General features: G+C 50.9%; 10 protein-coding genes. 6 read left to right on the top strand and 4 right to left on the bottom strand.

The window, feature by feature from the left end; genetic code table 11:
* The first annotated feature begins 5 nt into the window (after window positions 1-5).
* The 6 genes from ACFO3I_RS12670 (at window position 6) to ACFO3I_RS12645 (ending at window position 8,871) form a co-directional block, all read left to right on the top strand.
* On the top strand, window positions 6-2,840 hold the full coding sequence (locus ACFO3I_RS12670; RefSeq protein WP_377334357.1) for a M16 family metallopeptidase: 2,835 nt from the start codon (window positions 6-8) through the stop codon (window positions 2,838-2,840).
* 447 nt (window positions 2,841-3,287) lie between these two features.
* Window positions 3,288-4,331, top strand: coding sequence for an efflux RND transporter periplasmic adaptor subunit (locus ACFO3I_RS12665; RefSeq protein WP_377334355.1), 1,044 nt, complete (start codon window positions 3,288-3,290; stop codon window positions 4,329-4,331).
* Between the two features lie 20 nt (window positions 4,332-4,351).
* Complete coding sequence (locus ACFO3I_RS12660) at window positions 4,352-7,438, top strand: efflux RND transporter permease subunit (protein WP_377334353.1); 3,087 nt, start codon at window positions 4,352-4,354, stop codon at window positions 7,436-7,438.
* A gap of 370 nt (window positions 7,439-7,808) precedes the next feature.
* Window positions 7,809-8,027 carry a hypothetical protein gene (locus ACFO3I_RS12655; protein ID WP_377334351.1) on the top strand — a complete coding sequence of 73 codons (219 nt, stop codon included), beginning with the start codon at window positions 7,809-7,811 and terminating at the stop codon, window positions 8,025-8,027.
* A gap of 38 nt (window positions 8,028-8,065) precedes the next feature.
* A complete protein-coding gene (locus ACFO3I_RS12650) occupies window positions 8,066-8,554 on the top strand; it encodes a hypothetical protein (RefSeq protein WP_377334349.1) in 489 nt (162 codons plus the stop codon).
* Window positions 8,551-8,871: a hypothetical protein gene (locus ACFO3I_RS12645; RefSeq protein ID WP_377334347.1), complete on the top strand. Its 321-nt coding sequence runs from the start codon at window positions 8,551-8,553 to the stop codon at window positions 8,869-8,871. The genes ACFO3I_RS12650 and ACFO3I_RS12645 overlap by 4 nt, the downstream gene beginning before the upstream one ends.
* A gap of 188 nt (window positions 8,872-9,059) precedes the next feature.
* On the opposite strand, the gene ACFO3I_RS12640 is transcribed toward ACFO3I_RS12645, so the two are convergent.
* From ACFO3I_RS12640 to ACFO3I_RS12625, 4 genes are all read right to left on the bottom strand, one after another.
* Window positions 9,060-11,903 carry a TonB-dependent receptor gene (locus ACFO3I_RS12640; RefSeq protein WP_377334345.1) on the bottom strand — a complete coding sequence of 948 codons (2,844 nt, stop codon included), beginning with the start codon at window positions 11,901-11,903 and terminating at the stop codon, window positions 9,060-9,062.
* A gap of 245 nt (window positions 11,904-12,148) precedes the next feature.
* A complete protein-coding gene (locus tag ACFO3I_RS12635; RefSeq protein ID WP_377334343.1) occupies window positions 12,149-13,771 on the bottom strand; it encodes a M28 family metallopeptidase in 1,623 nt (540 codons plus the stop codon).
* A gap of 70 nt (window positions 13,772-13,841) precedes the next feature.
* Window positions 13,842-15,536 (bottom strand): M28 family metallopeptidase, encoded by a 1,695-nt coding sequence (locus tag ACFO3I_RS12630; protein ID WP_377334341.1) that lies wholly within the window; start codon window positions 15,534-15,536, stop codon window positions 13,842-13,844.
* A gap of 135 nt (window positions 15,537-15,671) precedes the next feature.
* Complete coding sequence (locus ACFO3I_RS12625) at window positions 15,672-16,226, bottom strand: hypothetical protein (RefSeq protein WP_377334340.1); 555 nt, start codon at window positions 16,224-16,226, stop codon at window positions 15,672-15,674.
* Between the last annotated feature and the right edge of the window lie 198 nt (window positions 16,227-16,424).

Here is a 16,424-nt window from a genome sequence, read left to right as displayed (position 1 = left end):
GACCCATGAAAAAAACCAAACTGACCCTGGCGATTGGTTTTGCCATCGCCCTCGCTGCCTGCAGCCAACAACCCCAACAGCAACTGCCTGCAGGCGTCAAACTGATTGAACAATCAGCACCCAGCACCGGCATTCATATTCCTTATAAAAAGTACCAGCTGGACAACGGCCTGACGGTTGTGGTGCATGAAGATAACTCTGACCCACTGGTGCATGTGGACGTGACCTACCATGTCGGTTCTGCCCGTGAAGAAGCGGGTAAATCTGGTTTTGCCCACTTCTTTGAACACATGATGTTTCAGGGTTCTGAAAACGTGGCTGACGAGCAGCACTTTAAAATTGTCACTGAATCGGGCGGCAATTTAAACGGCACCACCAATAACGACAGAACCAATTATTTCGAAACCGTGCCTGCCAATCAGCTGGAAAAAATGCTGTGGCTGGAAGCGGACCGGATGGGCTTTTTGCTGGACGCAGTCACCGAGAAAAAATTTGAGGTGCAGCGCGAAACGGTGAAAAACGAACGTGGTCAGCGTATCGACAACCAGCCGTACGGCCGTTTATTTGAGCGGGTGTCAGAAGCCATGTTCCCGCAAGGCCACCCGTATTCCTGGCCCATCATTGGTTATATGGACGATTTAAACCGCGCCAACGTGAATGATGTAAAAGCATTTTTCCTGCGCTGGTATGGCCCGAACAATGCCACTCTGACCATTGGTGGTGACGTGAAAGCAGAAGATATTCTGCCTTTGGTGAACAAATACTTCGGCACTATTCCACGTGGCCCACAAGTGACAGACGCCGCCAAACAGCTGTGGAGCCTGCCGGACACCCGTTATATCTCGATGGAAGACAATGTGCATTTGCCACTGCTGTACATCAGCTTCCCCACTGTGTATGCCAACCATAAAGATGAAGCGGCACTCGACATCCTGTCGGAGATCCTCGGCAACGGCAATAATTCGCTGCTGTACAAAAACCTGGTGAAAACCCAGCTGGCCGTGCAGGCGCAGGTATCCCACCCCTGTCGTGAACTGTCCTGTGAATTCAGTCTGTATGCGCTGCCAAACCCGGGTGCAGGCAAAAACCTGGCGGACATTGAAAAAATTATCCGGGACAGTCTGCTGGAATTTGAACAGCGTGGTGTGACCGACGATGACCTGCTGAAAGTCAAAGCCAAAATGGAGGCAAACAGCATTTTTGGCCTGCAAAGTGTCAGTGGCAAAGTCAGCCAGCTGGCCGCCAGCCAGACCTTTAAAGGCAAGCCTGATACCATTGCCGACGACATCGCCCGTTACAATGCAGTGAGCAAAGAAGACGTGATGCGGGTGTACCAGACCTACCTGAAAGGCAAACACTCAGTGGTGATGAGTGTGGTGCCACGTGGCCAGAAAGCCCTGATTGCCCATGCCGACACCTTCACGCCGGCCAAACGTGATTTCGGTGGCCCATCGACCACCAAAGCCGAAGATCTGCAGGTACGTAAAGCCACCGACAGCTTCGACCGCAGCAAGCAACCGGTCGCAGGCGCCAACCCGGCTGTGGGTTTACCACAAACCTGGACCACAGACCTTGGTAATGGCATTCAGGTGCTGGGCAGCCAGAGCCTGGAAACGCCAACCACCTCGTTACTGCTGAAAATTCCGGTGGGTGCTTATGCCGAAAGCGCGGACAAAGCTGGTATTACCAGCCTGATGGCCGGTCTGATGAATGAAAGCACCAAAAACTACAGCACAGAGCAAATGAGCCTGGAGCTGGAGAAACTGGGCAGCAGCATCAGCTTCAGCAGCTCCGACAGTTATGTGGAGGTGTTTGTCTCCAGCCTGAGTAAACACTTACCCCGCACCTTAGTGCTGCTGGAAGAAAAACTGCGCAATCCGGCCTTCAGCGCCGAAGATTTTGCCCGGGTGCAGCAACAAGTGTTGCAAGGCATGCAACACGCCGAAAAAACGCCGGCTTATTTAGCAGCGCAGAAATTCAACGGCCTGCTGTATGAAGGCAGCATTGCTGCACTGCCGAATGAAGGCACTATGGCGTCGGTCAGTACTCTGACTGCAGCCGATATTCAGAACTGGTACCAGCAGTGGTTTAAACCAGCCGGTGGTCAGCTGATTGTGGTGTCGGATTTACCCCAGGATAAAGTGTCTGCAGAGCTCAAAGCTCAACTGGCCGACTGGCAGGGTCAGGCACCAGCTATCCAGGTCAGCACAGGTGCATTAAAAGCGGCACCGGCCACCATTTACCTGGTCGACAAGCCGGATGCACCTCAGTCGGAGATCCGTATTGGTAAGCGCTCATTAACTCAGGACATCTCCGGTGAATTCTACAAAGCCGGCTTGATGAACTATGTACTGGGCGGCACCTTTAACAGCCGGATTAACCTGAACCTGCGTGAAGACAAAGGCTATACCTATGGTGCCCGTGCCGGTTTCAGCGGCGATAAATACGCCGGTGTGTACACGGCATCTGCAGCCGTGCGCGCCGACGCTACCGTGGATTCCATTCGTCAGTTCCTCAATGAAATTAATCAGTTCAGAGAACAAGGTATTAAAGATGACGAACTGGCCTTTATGCGCCTGGCCATTAACCAGGCCGATGCGCTGAAGTACGAAACGCCGAATGCCAAACTGGGTTTTATGGCACAAATTCTGGAGTTTAACTTAACGCCGGATTTTGTCCGTGAACGTAACCAGATTGTGTCCAGCATCAGCAAAGAGGAAATCAATGCCCTGGCGAAAAAACACCTGGATACCAAAGACATGGTGATCCTGGTGGTGGGCGACGCCAAAACGCTGGAGCCTCAGCTGGCTGAGCTGGGTATGCCGGTGAAACGTCTGTAACAGACTGCGGGCAGGCTCTCAGCTTGGGAGCCTGCCCTTTACTTATCCAAACAGTGATTAATTTCCGTTACAATTTTTTTCCAAATGAACGTAGGCAAGCCGCCTGCGGCCCCGTACACTAAAGCGCTTTCAATCCGGGCGTCACCCGCCTCGTTGAAAGAACCTACACTGATACTCACAACAAAAAATTCCGATCCAGCGGGCCGCTTGACCCGTAAGTACGTTGTAAAAAAATATTTTGTGACGAATCGTCAACTTTTAATAAAAACATGGCAGACTAACGCGACTTGGCTGCAGCCCTGAAGGCTGCTCTGAGAACACAGCAAGAGTTTTTATCTGCTGAAGTGGATTAACTTAACTTGGTTTTTAGGTATGAAAACATTGAAATCCGTGCAGCTTGCTCTGGTTGGCTTAGCGGTAATTTTCGCCCTGCTTGCAGGTACAAAAATGAGCCAGTTTATGGCAATGGGCGAAGCCAGTCAGCATATGCAGCCTCCCCCTGAATCCGTTTCTGTTTACAGCGCCGAGCAACAAAGCTGGCCACATACCTATCAGGCCATTGGGACAGTGCTGGCCGATGAGGGCATTGTGATCGCAGCCGAAGTGGCTGGCCGGGTAAAAAAAATCAGTTTCAGCAATGGCCAGCAAGTCAAAGCGGGCGATGTGTTAGTGCAGCAGGACACCAGCAACGAACAGGCACAGCTGCGAGCCGCCGATGCCAGGTTGAAACTGGCTAAAACCAGCTATGACCGTCTGGTGCAGCTGCGTAAAACCAATATTGCCACCCAAAGTGAACTGGATTCAGGCAAACAACAACTTGACTCCGCCCAGGGCGACGTCGACAACCTCAAAGCAACATTAGCGAAAAAATCTATCCGCGCGCCTTTTGACGGCAAAGTGGGCATCCGTCAGGTTGACTTGGGTGCAGACCTGCAAGTAGGCACCGCCATTGTCAGCCTGCAGGCGACCAATAAAGTGCGGGTAAACTTCCCGGTGCCACAACACTGGTTAACCTCGATGAAAAAAGGCTTGCCGGTGAGCGTCTCTGTCAATCAAGGTGCCGCTGTGGTCAATGGTGAAATTACTGCCATTGGCGCCGAAATTAACACCAGCACCCGCAATGCCATAGTGCAGTCCATTCTGGAAAATACCGGCGATGTGCTGGTCCCGGGCATGGCGGTGAACGCCACTGTAACGCTGTCTGATCCACTGCAGGTGTTGGTGGTACCAAGCACCGCCATTATTTACGCGCCTTTTGGTGACACTGTGTTTGTGGTGGAAAAAGACGACAAAGGTGGCCTGAAAGCGCGACAACAATTTGTCCGGTTAGGCAAAGCCCGTGGCGATTTCGTTGAAGTGCTGGATGGTGTGAAAGCCGATGAGCAGGTGGTCAGTGCCGGTGCCTTTAAGCTGTACACCGGCCAGGCTGTGGTGATTAGCAAAACCGTCACCCCTGAATTTAAAACCCAGCAGCAGCCAGCTGACAGCTAAGCCACCAGGACGGTTTGTTTATGAACTTTACCGATATTTTTATTAAAAAGCCGGTGCTGGCCATAGTGGTCAGCCTGCTGATATTGCTGGCTGGTTTCCAGTCGATGAGCAATATGACGGTACGCCAGTATCCGCGCTCCGACATTGCGGTGATCAAAATCACCACTGTGTACGTTGGTGCCAACGCCGAATTGGTGAAAGGTTTTATTACCTCGCCTATTGAGCGCGCTATCGCCTCAGCCGGTGGTATTGATTACATCGAATCACAAAGCACCATGGGCATGTCGACTGTGACAGCTCACCTGCACCTGAACTATGACCCACTAAAAGCGATGACAGAAATCAGCGCCAAGGTGAACCAGGTGCGTGGCGACTTGCCGCCTGAAGCTGAAATTCCGGCCATTGCAATTGAAGCGGCCGACAGCCAGTTTGCCTCAGCTTACCTGAGCTTCAGCTCCGACATTCTGGAACAGAACCAGATCACCGAGTTTTTAAGCCGCTCAGTGCAGCCACGTTTAATTGCAGTGTCTGGTGTGCAAAAAGCCGATATTCTGGGTGGCCGTACCTTTGCCATGCGGGTCTGGTTAAAACCAGAAGCCATGGCGTCTTTGGGCATTACCGCGTCCGACGTACGTACTGCGCTTGCTGACAATAACGTGCAAGCGACCATTGGTCAGACCCGTGGTGCTTACACTCAGGTGAATCTGCGCTCCAATACCGACATGAAATCGGTCGACGAGTTTAAGCAGATGATCCTGCGGCAAAATACTGAAGGTATTGTGCGGCTGGCTGACGTAGCCGATGTAGTGCTTGGCGCCGAGGACTACAACACCAACGTCAACTACTCAGGTGAAACGGCCGTCTTTATGGGTGTCTTTGTGGCGCCGAATGCCAACTCACTGGACGTCATTAAAGCCGTTACTGTCGAGATGGAGAAGATCAAAGCCGAGTTGCCTTCCGGTCTGACCGCAGAAGTGTCCTACGATGCCACCAAATACATTGAAGCCGCCATCGACGACGTGGTGAAAACCCTGGCGGAGACGCTGGCCATTATTGTCATCGTGATTTTCCTGTTCCTTGGCTTTAGCCGCTCTGTGCTGATCCCGATAGTGGCCATCCCACTGTCGCTGATTGGTGCGCTCTTTATCATGAAGTTGTTTGGTTTCTCGCTGAACCTGCTGACTCTGCTGTCTATTGTGTTGTCGGTTGGTCTGGTGGTGGATGACGCCATCGTTATGGTGGAGAACATTGAGCGCCATGTGCAAAACGGCTTAAAGCCGTTTAAAGCCGCACTGGTCGCCGCCCGTGAACTGGGTGGCCCTATTATTGCGATGACCATTACGCTGGTGTCTGTGTATGTGCCCATTGGTCTGCAAGGTGGCTTAACCGGCACCCTGTTCCGCGAGTTTGCCATTACGCTGGCCGGTGCAGTCACCATTTCGGCCATAGTGGCCATTACCTTGTCGCCGATGATGGCGTCACGCATGTTAAAACCACACAGCAATAACCATGCGCCACTGGATGGCCTGTTTAACCGCTTCCAGAATTTCTACGCCCGCCGTTTGGATGCCACGCTGAAAAACCGTATTGGTGTGTATTTGTTCTGGGTTGGTATTACGGCGCTGTGTTTCCCGCTGTATCAGTTCTCGCCAAAAGAGCTGGCACCGACGGAAGACCAGGGGGTTATTTTCGGTATCGTCGACGCACCGGCCAACTCGACTGTGGACCAGTCGTCTTTCTATGGCAAAGCAGTGAACCAGGCTTTTATGTCGGTGCCGGAAACCGATTTTACCTTTCAAATCACCTTCCCTACCGGTGGTTTTGGCGGCATGGTCACCAAGCCTTGGGCTGAGCGTGACCGTTCGGTGTTTGAAATGATGCCGGAAGTGCAGCAAAAGCTGGCGGACGTGTCAGGCATTCGTATTCTGCCGATTACCCCTCCGGCCTTGCCTGGTGGCGGTCAGTTCCCGGTCGAATTTGTAATTGCGTCAACAGCGGATTCGGAAGAGATTTACCAATACGCACTGAAAGTGGAACAAATGATGCGCGAAAGCGGCAGCTTCCCGTTCCAGGTCATAGATATGAAGGTGGATCAACCCGAGTATCAGCTGAATATTGACCGCGATAAAGTGGCCGATTTAGGCCTGAATATGCGCGATGTGGTGCAGGATCTCGGCACCTTATTGGGTGGTGGTTATGTCAACCGCTTTAATATGGACGGTCAGAGTTATAAGGTGATCCCGCAGGTGAAACGGGTTGAACGCTTAACGCCGGACGATTTACAAAACCTGTATATCAAAGGCCCTGCCGGCCAGATGATTCGGGTGGACCAAATTGCCAGCCTGAGCCACAGCACTGTGCCGCGCAGCATCAACCGGATGCAACAGCTGAACGCTGTGAAAATTTCTGGCGTCACCACCAAACCTCTGGATGAAACCTTGCGCTTTCTGGAAACAGAAGCCCGTAAGATTATTCCTGCCGGTTACCAGATTGATTACACAGGTGAATCCCGTCAGCTAAAACGTGAAGGCAACACCTTCCTGCCCGCCTTTATGTTGGCTGTGACCATGATTTTCCTGGTGCTGGCAGCTCAGTACAACAGCTTCCGCGACCCGGTGGTGATCCTGTTGGGCTCAGTGCCACTGGCGATGTTTGGCGCCCTGGTATTTACCTTCCTGAAAATCCCGATGCCAATGCCGTTTTTCACCGACGGTTTTACCAGCACCCTGAATATTTATTCGCAGGTTGGTCTGGTGACGCTGATTGGTCTGATTGCACGGAACGGTATTTTGGTGGTGGAGTTCGCCAACAAGCTGCAGGAGCAAGGCAAAGCCAAACTGGATGCGATTAAAGAAGCGTCCAATCTGCGTCTGCGCCCGGTGATGATGACCAGCATTGCGACCATTGCTGGTCACACCCCACTGATTTTTGCCGAAGGTGCCGGTGCAGAAGCCCGTAACTCTATCGGTATTGTATTGGTTCTGGGCATGACCATAGGTACCTTGTGTACACTCTTTGTGTTGCCGTCGGTGTATATGCTGCTGGCCAAAGACCATAGCCATGACAAAGTGGTCGATCACGACGAGGCGGACCCGCAGCCGGCCTGATAGTTGTTCGGAGTGCGGCAGGCCGCCGAGCGCCATAGAGGCCAGCTGATGCTGGCCTTTATTTTGGCCGCAAAAAATTGATTAACACAAATTGATCATTTATAAAATCACCCGCGCTCCCGGCACCTCCCTAAAAAGCCCTGGATTTCGAGCCATAAAAAAGCCTGGAACTACTACTTTATCCAAGGCGGTTTTTATGTCAGATTGAACAGGACAAGCTTATTTTTCTATTTTTCGGAAAAAATAATAAATTTAAGGCGTTGATAATAAATAAATTATTAATTAATGATGTTTTTTTCAGGTTTGTAATACCCTGATTGCTGAATAATAAAATCAGCTTTTCTCCCCCAACTAAAAAAGGTGTGTTTTTATGCAAGTTACCAACTCAGGCGCCGCCGCTTTAACCAGTTACACCACTACCGCAGCCAGCACTCAAGCAACTCAGGCGACTGCCGACACTGCAAAAACAACAGTTGCCAGCAGTTCTGCCGATACAGTGACGATCAGTTCCGAAGCTAAAGCTTTATTACAGAGCAGTGTGCAAACTAGAGGAAATGGTTCTGGCACAGAGGCAGAAGATTGGACCTAAAAGCAGAAGCATAAAACCAAACTTGCAGGAGCAGTGTTTTGCGGGATTACCTTGTACTAGTCGACAATATATTTTTGGTGCTAACAGCTGTCGGGTTGTTTGCATCCTTAGTTATTAACGCAGATAACTCATCTCGTTTGACTCTTGCCATTTGGATCCTCGGCAACTTCTGTATGGAACGTATGACTCCTATGATTGGCGAGGTTGTATCTGCGTCAGGAAGCGAGTTTCGAGGGGTCTGGTACTTAATCTGGGCCGCGTGCAACTTACTAAGTCTGTATGCTATTTGGTTTGTGCATAAACGATTTAACTTAAATATTCAGGCCTTAGCTAAATTTATTGTGCTTTGTTTTTTTAGTTTATGTGCATTGCAGGTATTCCGTTATTTTGACAGGGATTTAGGATTAAACCTGCTGGCTGATGTGTATCGCTATGGTGTATTGGCGATCAATATTTCCGTATTTCCGATGGCCTGCCTCTGGCTGGTCCGTTGTTATGTTCATCACTACAAGGAAGCCAAAGCATGATTGCCACCACGGTTGCGGGATTATTGGTACTGGTATTTGTATTGACCCTGCATATCACGCTAAAACTGCTGAAAAAGCCTGAACTGGCCCGGCTTGAAGATGTAGTCACCCACGAGTTTGGCCCCCGTGCGCATAAGCTGTGCCAACTGGCTTACGAAAGTCAGCGTCCGGTCAATGCCGACCGCCGTGAACTGATGGAAGAGCAGTTTCAGGATGACCTGTACGAATACATGGAAGATTATCAAATTGAAGTGGCGCAGCGTTTACGCCAGCAAAAGTTTAAAGGCATCCAAGCCTACGGTTATGTAAGGCTTTAACATTTGGGGGTCAGGTCTTTAACCTTTTGGGGTCAGGTCTTGAATTTTGCGTTTCAATGCAAAATTCAAGACCTGACCCCGAGACCACAAGACCTGACCCCAAACAACTCCCTGAACGCTGCCAGTTTCTGGCCGCGCAATAAAAAACCCGGCTGTACAGCCGGGTTTTTCTCTTTGACTCGCCGCTGTTACATGCTGTAACGCACGCCCAAAGCAAAGGTGCGGCTATACAGAGCGGTGCCGAAGTTATTCGTCTCCGGGTTGTTGCCGTAGTAGCTTTGGTACAGCTCATTGGTCAGGTTGGTCCCATCCAGAGTCAGTTCCCACTGATCGGTTAACTGATAGCTTAACTGGAAGTCCATACTGGCTTCAGATTTACGGCGAACTTCCAGCGGGTTGGCAAACAGAGCAGCTTCATAGTTGGCCAGGAAGTCTTTACGCCAGGCGTAAGACAACCGCATACCCAGTTTATCTTTGTCATAAGCCAGCACTACGCTGTATGACGAATCTGAAACACCAAACAGGTCTGTAGTGCGATACGCAGTAATTTCACCTTCGGAGTTGGTATCCGGAGTGGTTTGCGAGGAAGACAGGCTGGTGTAGCTGGCCTGAATACCGAAACCATCCAGAACTGCAGGCAGATTTTCCGGGAACCAGACGACCCCCAGTTCTGCACCGGATAACTCACCTTCAGAGGCGTTATAAGGCTGAGTCAGAATAAATTTATAAGGTGTCGGATCTGTGGCCGATTTAGGTGCGGTGACAGCGCGGCGGAAGCCTACGACAAAGCCATCAATATCACGGCGGAACAAAGTACCGTAAATAGAGCTGGCGTCAGCAAAGTAGTATTCCAATGCAAAGTCATAGTTTTTCGACTCTGTTGGCTTCAGGTCCGGGTTACCGCCACCGGCTGTGCCATAGCCTATCCCAGTGACATCTTCGTTATAGGTAATCAGTGGGTTCAAATCACCAAAACCAGGGTAACGCAGTGTTTCGGTATAGGCCACACGGGCTTGCAAGTCGTCAGTTAACTGGTAACGGGCCGTCAGGCTGGGCAGAATTTTACGGGTTTTACTTTCGCCTGAGGTCAGTGTCTGGGCATCCACTGTAGCCGCTTCCTGCCAGAAGTTGGAGTCGGTATCAATGCCGGTATAACGCACACCGATCTCACCATCCAGCACTCTGCCTGCAACTTCAGTTTCGTATTTACCTTGTGCGTACACTGATAATGTCGTCGAATCGATTTCAAAAGAACGCTGCAGCGCCAGCTTGTTCAGTCCGTACATGCTGCGGAATTCATCAGCATTATTACGGATATAGTGGCCATCCGCGACCACCCAGGACGTTGGCACATCAGCTTCACCATCCATAAAGCCGCTGTTAATAGACGCCAAACCATCAATAGTGCCCACGTTGGCACCACCACCACAGCAGGTATCCTGACGGCTGAACGCAGTTTCTGCACCACGTTTGTCATAGCGCACACCGACTTCGGCCAAGGTAAAGAAACCATCCAGCCGGTAACTCAGGTCGGTGGTAAAGGTAATAGCATCACCTTTATCCTCGTTCGCATTGTCGTACATGGTGTCGGTGATGTAAGCCGAAGGGTCAGCCATAGAGCCTTCGTTCACAGCAGCTGTCGCTGGGTTGTCTTCAAAATTAAAACCAGGAATGCCTCCGCCGTTGTTAAAATCCACATTCAGCTTGTAGTTGGCACCGGGGCGAATAAAACGCATCGCAAAGAAGTCACCTTCATACTTGCTGTCCTGATACACCAGCTCTGATTTCAGAGTCAGGTTGTCAGTTAAATCCCAACGACCACCCAGCGCGTGCAGATAGCTGTCGGTCTGGCCTGTGGTTAAGTCACCACTGGTAAAGACCCATGGGTCTTGTACAGAACGCGACTTCACAATATTGGTACCCGGATGCAGCACTACGTTAGCCGCGCTAGCAGCCTGAGCCGGCGTCATACCGCCGTAGCCACCCCACCAGTCGGCGAAGGAGAACAACAGGCTGTTAAAACCTTCGTTACGAAAGCCGTTGTAGAAGGATTCGAACACATATTCGGACTTTTCATTCGGCGCAAATTGCAGCGAAATATTAGCGGCCGGACGTTCACGCTCACCGTTAAAATCGCTTTGGAAAATGGCGTCACGACCCAGAATGTATTCGGTTGGCGTGCCGTTCACTAACAAGGTTGAACCTGCAGCTGACGGTAAACCGTCCAATAAGCCTGGTTGCCAGATTGGGTTTTCAGCCACGCCGCCACGGTCTAAAAAGATCCGCTCGTACGGGGTAAAAGGAGAGGTCGAATTCGCCGTAGAAAAAGGCACCATAGCACCAGCCGTCACACTTTGGTCACGGTAACGCATACGGGAATAGGAGATATTGACCAAAGCACCAAATTCACCTGAATCCAGTTCCCATCTGTTGCTGGCCAGCGCACTAATGGCCGGATTGGTTTCTTCATTTTGTTCAGTGTAAATGCCACGACCGGCAGCTACGACCTTCAGGCCATCAAAATCAAAAGGCCGGTGCGTTTTTACATCAATGGAGCCGGCAATGCCGCTTTCGATTTGGCTGGCAGAACGGGTTTTATAGACGTCAACCTGCTTCAGCAGGCTGGCAGGAATATCCTGCAGCGCGACGGCTGTACCAGCCGCAGTAAAGATATTACGGCCATTGACTGTGGTGGTGATATCACTTAAACCACGGATAGATACAGCGGAAGTTTCGCCTGAGCCACGGTTTGTCACCTGTACACCTGTGACCCGCTGCAAAGACTCAATCACATTATTGTCTGGAAACTTGCCGATATCTTCGGCAACGATGGCGTCTACTATCTGCTCTTCGTGACGCTTCACGTTGAGTGCTTTATTCAGACTGCCGCGAATACCTTTGACTTCAATGACTTCGACATTGTCTGGTTTATCTGCGCCGGAATTGTTCTGTTGTGCAAGCACAGCTGTACTACTGACCGCGAGGGCCAGGGTTACAGCAGCGCTCAGCACGGAAGGCTTAAAGCTCTGCATTTGTTCTCCCCTTGTCGTTGGCTTTTTGTTTGCCTTCATCGCCTTCACTGCAAATTGACGATTGAGGCTTATTATCACTTCTCGAATGATGCTATTGTATGATTAATAAGCTGTCAACTGACAGATGAACAAAATTTGGCTATTTGTAGTATTAAAAGATGTATGGCATTTTTTACTGCAGAGCTTTCAATTTCAGCCATAAAAAAACCGGCTGTACAGCCGGTTTTTCAATAGTTATCAACTAGTTAATTTTTCAACGATGCATCACGTGCCGCTTTAAATTCTTTCCCTTGGTTCCAGTTTGGCCAGCTGTCACCATTCGCCAGTTCCTGACCCACCTGGTAAAACAGCCATAAATCCTGCTCGGCGCCGCGTAAATCCCACTTGGGGTCAAACTCATCTGTGACCTTGTGATAGTAGTTTTTCACATAGTCGGCGCGCTGCTGCAAACCCCATTCTTTGCCAAATTCAACATGGTCGACACCACCACGGGCATACAGCATAGGAATGCCCTTTTTCGCCAGCTGGAAGTGGTCAGAACGGTAGTAGAAACCATCCTGTGGCGTGGGCTCTGGCGCCAGATAACGCTGCTGCGCTTTGGCATACCTGTCCAGCACCGGCTCCAGCTCGGAGCTGCCATAACCAAACACCATCACATCTTTCATCGGGCCGTAGACGTTGATCACGTCCATATTGATACCAGCCACCGTTTTATTCAGCGGGAACAACGGATGCTGGGCATACCAGCCAGAACCCAGCATGCCACGTTCTTCCACTGTGATTGCCAGAAAGGCCACTGAGCGCTCTGGCGCCTGGCCTTGCTGGTATTTTTCGGCCAGCGCAATTAACGCGGCCACACCACCGGCGTTGTCCTGAGCACCATTAAAAATCTTGTCATCTTTAAGACTGAAATCCAGACCGAAATGGTCCCAATGCGCCATATAAAGCACGGCTTCATCTGGCTTTTTGCTACCAGGGATATAACCAATCACATTGTGACTGTTAATTTCCCGCAGGTTGTTTTTTATGCTGATACTGGCTTTTGCCTGCAGCGGAATGGCTTTAAAGTCTTTCTGCAATGCTTGTTTGCGCAGCTCGTTCAGACTGGTACCGTTGGCATTAAACAAACGCTCTGCAGCATCCAACGACAACCAGCCTTCGACCTGGGATCTGTGGCTGTTTTTATTTTTATTGGCCAGTTCAAAGCGGATCGGGCTGGTCCCAGCCACCACATTCCAGCCATAACTGGCAGCATCGGTTTCATGCACTATCAGCACCATGGCTGCGCCCTGACGCGCAGCTTCTTCAAATTTGTAGGTCCAGCGACCGTAATAGGTCATTGCATTACCGGTAAAGAGTGCAGGATCTTTGGTGGCATAGCCAGGATCATTCACCAACACCACCACAGTTTTGCCTTTTACATCCAGCCCTTTATAGTCATTCCAGCCATATTCAGGTGCCACAATGCCGTAGCCGGCAAACACCACCTCACTGTCTTTCACCTGAATGTCAGTTTCCATCCGGGTTGACCAGGCCATCATGTCAGTTTTGTAACTCAGACTGGCAGCGGTTTTATCGCCGGATAAAGTCAGGCTGGACACAGCCACAGGGTCAATCTGCACCACAGGAACGGCTTGCAGGTAAGAATCACCCTGAAATGGCTTCAGGCCCAAGCGTTTAAATTCGGCTGAGATATAGGCAATAGTGCGTTTTTCACCTTCAGTGGCCGGTGCGCGGCCTTGCAATTCATCAGACGCCAGCTTCTCAAAGTACCCGGAAAAATTGGTGCCGAAGTCGGTTTGTGGCAATGGAGCGGCCTGCACAGAGGCGCTGAGGCACAAGGCCGTGGTGAAGAGTATGCGTTTCATAAAAACCCGCTTTGTCGATGATATGAAAAGGCAGAGCTCTGGCTCTGCCTCCTTGTTGAACTTCGCGGCGTTACTTCGCCAGAGAAGCGTCACGAATGGCGCGGAACTCGCGGCCTTCGAACCAGTTTGGCCATTGTGCAGAATTGGCGATGTCGTTACCGACACGGTAGAACACGGCCATATCCTGCTGAGCACCGCCTAAGTCCCAGCTATCGCTGAACTCGTCAGCCACTTTGTGGTAACAGCAACTGTTGTAGTCTTTCTTCTGAGCCATGCCCCACTCCTTGCCGTGGGCAAAGCTGTCAATGCCGCCTTTGGCATACAGCATTGGCACCCCCACTTTGGCCAGATTGAAGTGGTCTGAGCGGTAGAATGAACCGTGCTCAGGGCTTGGTTCAGGCGCCACATAACGGCCTTGTTGCTCGGAGTATTTGGTCAGGGTCTTTTCCAACTCAGAGTTGTTGTAACCCACCACCACCATGTCTTTCATTGGACCATAAACATTCATCACGTCCATATTGATACCAGCAACCGTCTTGTTCAGCGGGAATACCGGATTTTTGGCATACCAGGCCGAGCCCAATAAACCGCGCTCTTCGGCAGTCACCGCCAGGAAAGCGACTGAACGCTTAGGTTTTGGCTGGCTGGCAAAATGTTCTGCCATGGCAATTACCGCTGCTGTACCGCTGGCATTGTCCTGCGCACCGTTAAAAACCTTGTCATTCGGGTTGGAGAAATCCACACCCAAATGGTCCCAGTGCGCCATATAGAGTACGACTTCGTCTGGTTTTTCAGAACCTTCGATATAGCCCATCACGTTGTTGGAGGTCAGCTCACTGATATGGCTTTTCACTGACACTGAGGCTTTGACATTCAGTGGCATTGGTGCGAAATCTTTGCTCAACGCTTTTTGACGCATGGCTTCGATATCGGTGTTCATCGACGCAAACAACTGCTGAGCAGATTCAGTGGTCAGCCAGCCTTCAACCACAGAGCGGTCCATGTTTTTGTTTGGGTTGATCAGGTCAAACTTGGTCGGCGAGCCACCCGCAATCACCTGCCAACCATAAGACGCAGGTTCAGTTTCATGAATAATCAGCGCCATAGCTGCGCCATGACGGGCTGCTTCTTCGAACTTGTAGGTCCAGCGGCCGTAATAGGTCATGGCATTACCAGTGAACAGCGCAGGATCTTTAGTCGCAAAACCCGGGTCGTTGACAAACATCACCACGGTTTTGCCTTTGACGTCCAGACCTTCGTAGTCGTTCCAGTTGTATTCCGGAGCCACGATGCCATAGCCAACAAACACCATCTCACTGTCTTTGACTTCAACCTGTTCCTGCACCTGGGTAGTCCAGGCCATCATTTGTTCTTTGTAGGTTAATTCGGCATTGAACTTGTCACCGGACAGCTTCAGCGATGACACCTCTTTCGGGTCAATCCGCACCAGGGAGACTGGTTGCAGATAGCTGTCGCCATCAATGCCTTTTAAACCGATACGCTTAAACTGTTCGCTGATGTAATTAATGGTTTTTTCTTCACCTGGGGTGGCAGGCATCCGGCCCTGAAACTCATCAGACGCCAGCGTTTTCAGATAGTCTTTGTAAGCAGGGTTAAAATTGGTGTCCTGCAATGGTGCAGTATCGGCCACAGCCGCTGGGGCGGCAGATTCGGCAGTCTGACTTGGCTCAGCTGGTTTATTACAACCAGTCAGGGCCAGACTCAACGCCAGCGCAGAGGCTGACCAGCCTGTGAAGGATTTCATAATCACTCCCGGAATTTTATTGTTTTATGTGTTGTGCTCTCCACCCGAATGGCGGACGTTCCTAGCATGAACATCCTAAACCAAGGCTGCCGCCACTGCCTAGGGGACTGGTCGCGGCTTTTCGGGTGCTTGTGGTTAAATGCTGTTTTTTTCAGCCCCCCAGGCCGCGGCGGGCGTTGCGACCGGCTTGGTCAGGTCAAAATCCACCCGAAATTCCCGGCCTTCGCGACTGAGGCGGTAACTGAAACGGTCTTGAGGATACAGGTACAAATGCCAGGTATTGCCTGTGGACTGAGGCATACTGGTTCGCAGGAATAAGTCTTTCGAATAGGCATCGGCCGGAAAGCTTTGATGCTGGGCACTGCCCTCACTCACTGTATCGCCGCCATACAGTGTCGACACATCGTCCGTGCCATCCTGGTGTTTGTGTTGATGTTTCAGCCGCAGGCCATCCGCAGTTTTACTGATGATCCAGGTACGGGAGCGGTTTTCGCCAACAACAAAAGGGATCTGAATTTCACTGGCGCTGCAATCCCGCACATGCATCAGCATCTCGCCGGAAAACGCAGGGCTGGGCTGATTGTCTTCAACCACTTTGCCTATAAATGACTGGCCACAAAGAGCGGACAACTGATTAAAAAATGCCAGCTGCGGTGCTGTGGGCTCGGCCTGTACTGCCTTTGCTGCCATTGCGAGCACAAAAAAAGTTGGTAGTGTTGATTTTGTATTCATCTAAGCTGAACTCCTGTTTCAATACAGTCGCACTATAACCATAACGGGCAAAAACATGGAACCTCAGACTGCAAACGTATGCACTGGCAGGGCCCTGCTCAATGGCTGTGTTAGCATGAGCCGAAAAAGTCAGAAGAGATACAAGGATACTGTCGA

This window comes from Rheinheimera marina, assembly GCF_042654345.1.
Classification (GTDB): domain Bacteria; phylum Pseudomonadota; class Gammaproteobacteria; order Enterobacterales; family Alteromonadaceae; genus Pararheinheimera; species Pararheinheimera marina.
This window is presented reverse-complemented; position numbering and strand designations above follow the sequence as displayed.